This is a genomic window from Pseudoalteromonas shioyasakiensis, from assembly GCF_022398475.1.
Classification (GTDB): domain Bacteria; phylum Pseudomonadota; class Gammaproteobacteria; order Enterobacterales; family Alteromonadaceae; genus Pseudoalteromonas.
This window is the reverse complement of the sequence record NZ_JAKEVM010000256.1, coordinates 1-2,298: the sequence shown is the minus strand read 5'-3', so window position 1 is coordinate 2,298 and position 2,298 is coordinate 1. Positions and strand designations below refer to the sequence as shown.

The window sequence follows — 2,298 nt, the reverse complement described above, 5'->3', positions numbered from 1 at the left end:
CAATTAAATATTCGTCGACATAATTTTTAACCAGTTGTAAAAAACTCTCAATTAAGCTTTTTGTAACATTAGTATAGTATGTATGCTTTATTAAACTTTTGTCATAGGCTTTTTCTAGTTCCAAATACCAATCAGAAGACTCTCTCTCTCTTATCATGTGTATCAGCGAATCAATGCCATTATTATCTAGCTTAAACTTTACTTCCTTCCAAAACTCTATAAGTTTAGGAAACACAATAACGCTTTCGAACCTTCCATAATGTTTTGCATCACGTTGTGCATTCCTATATTTACCATCTTCAAAAAGTAGAAGTGAATCAATATTTCGTTCAATGTTTTCAAGTCCTGAATCTGAATTATCGTCAATAAAGCGAATGGACTTATTTGAAACAATCGCAGCAACAACTTCCTGAATGATCTTGGGTAACTTCTCTGTATTTTTTGCGCCTAAATAGAAGCTACTTATATCAATTTTGAAATTGGTGTTTTCTGTTAACCTTGAAAAGACCCCTAAAATAAGAAGTCTTTCTATCAGAAACCTAGATGCTTCTATACGTGTTAAATAACCTAAGAAAGTTGGAGCTCTGAATAACTCAAAAAAGTAATGTAAAGTGGGTTCATTGTTGTCGAATAAATATTGAAGTATAATCTCGATTGCTTTTCTAGCTTCAAGTCCATTTAATAAACTTTTATCCGGATAAAAATAAAGAATAAAGAGAGCGATGTCGCCCTTTTTTTCTTTGATCAATATGTCACATAGTCTATAAATTTGATCGAACTCACTTGCATCATTAGCATCTATATTTTTTGCTAAAATACTTACAGCATTTGCATTAGCTAAGCAGCAATTTGTTATTTTATTAAACTTATCATTTAAGTTTTCAATATCAACTATTGATGTAGCTTTCTTAACTTCTTCAATTAGCTCATTCGAATTTAGACCTTTCAGTGCGACATCATCGAGTGATGTACTTTCAATGAACTCCGTGATTTTTCCGATCAATTCTTTCTTTACAAAACTTAACTTGTCTAATGCTTTTAAGTTTAATTCTTCAATAGCAGCCTGAAACTTTTTTTCAATAGTAAGAATATCGCAGAAAGAGTCTTGATTTGGACTATATTCAAATGGCTTTTCTTCAAGTTGAGCAAAATTAATTATCTTAGTCTCCTCGTTCCTCAAATTCTTTAAGTTAGACATTGTTTTAAATAAAGTGTGCTCTGCTTTTGTTAAAGCCTCATATCTGTTTTTAAATTCTTCAATTATTACTGGTATCTCGCTTTTCCGGTCAAAGTTGTAAAATTGAAGAAGGCCTAATGAATTACAGTTTTTGCAATTGCTATTTCCACAAGTTACATTTGTAAATTTTACTGTTTCGCTGATAACGGAAGTTATACTTTTAGCTTTATCCATAACGACCTGCAATATTTCGGGGTAGTTACTTTCAAAAGTTTCAAAAGTAACCCCAATTTTGAGGCGCTCTATTTCTGAGTTAAAAGTAAAGTACTCTTTTGCTAGAAATTCATAACTTTCTTTGAAGCTTTCAATTAATTTTGAGAAAGCATCCAAATTATTAATCAAAACTCCTGTGTGATTTGTCTTTTCAAACGAATTAGAATCGAATTCTTCTTGCAGCTCAGGGAAAGTTTCGAAAAGTAAGTCCCTAAATTTAAACCTATCTTGTTCTTGCAACATTGCAAAGGCAATTACCATATACTTGAATTGATTTTTATTTGAGTAGACATATTCTCGTTCTGATTTAATAAACGATTCTAATGCTTCAGCTTGTAAAAAGTAACGCCCATTCTGTTTGTTACAAATTTGTAATATTTTTTTTTGCAATATCGGAGCTTCTTTTCCCAGCCAATGCCAAATAGCCGAGTGTAAAGCCGCGTCAGAATGTTTTTCAGATAAGGCTTTTCTTCCATCAGGACTGTTAAGTAAAGACTTGATGAGTTTCATAAACTCACTTTGATTAATGTAATTCTTGCTAGTTGGCTTTCCTAACCATCTTCCTTTTTTGCAAAATTTTTTAAGTGTATCTTTGAAATTCGACTTTGTATAAATTTCTAACAAGAGATCTTCATCATCGAAGCACTTAGGTAATGAGCCACAATCAAGAAACGGGAAATTAGTGACAGGCGAATTAGTTGACGAATTGTTAATTACTTTAGTATCCATTCAAAGACTAACCAATTAAAATTTAGCATATGATTTTTATGTTAAGAGATTAAAATTAATTACACTTTTAATCAAATTTTTTTACAAAAGGCGAGCAGCAAGACTTGCTTTAGTTATGC

1 protein-coding gene is annotated in these 2,298 nt (G+C 31.3%); it reads right to left on the bottom strand.

The genetic code is table 11. The features are described from left to right. A partial coding sequence (locus L1D51_RS21245; RefSeq protein ID WP_239964806.1) for a hypothetical protein occupies positions 1–2,179 on the bottom strand: 2,179 nt, incomplete at its 3' end. Positions 2,180–2,298: the final 119 nt, after the last annotated feature.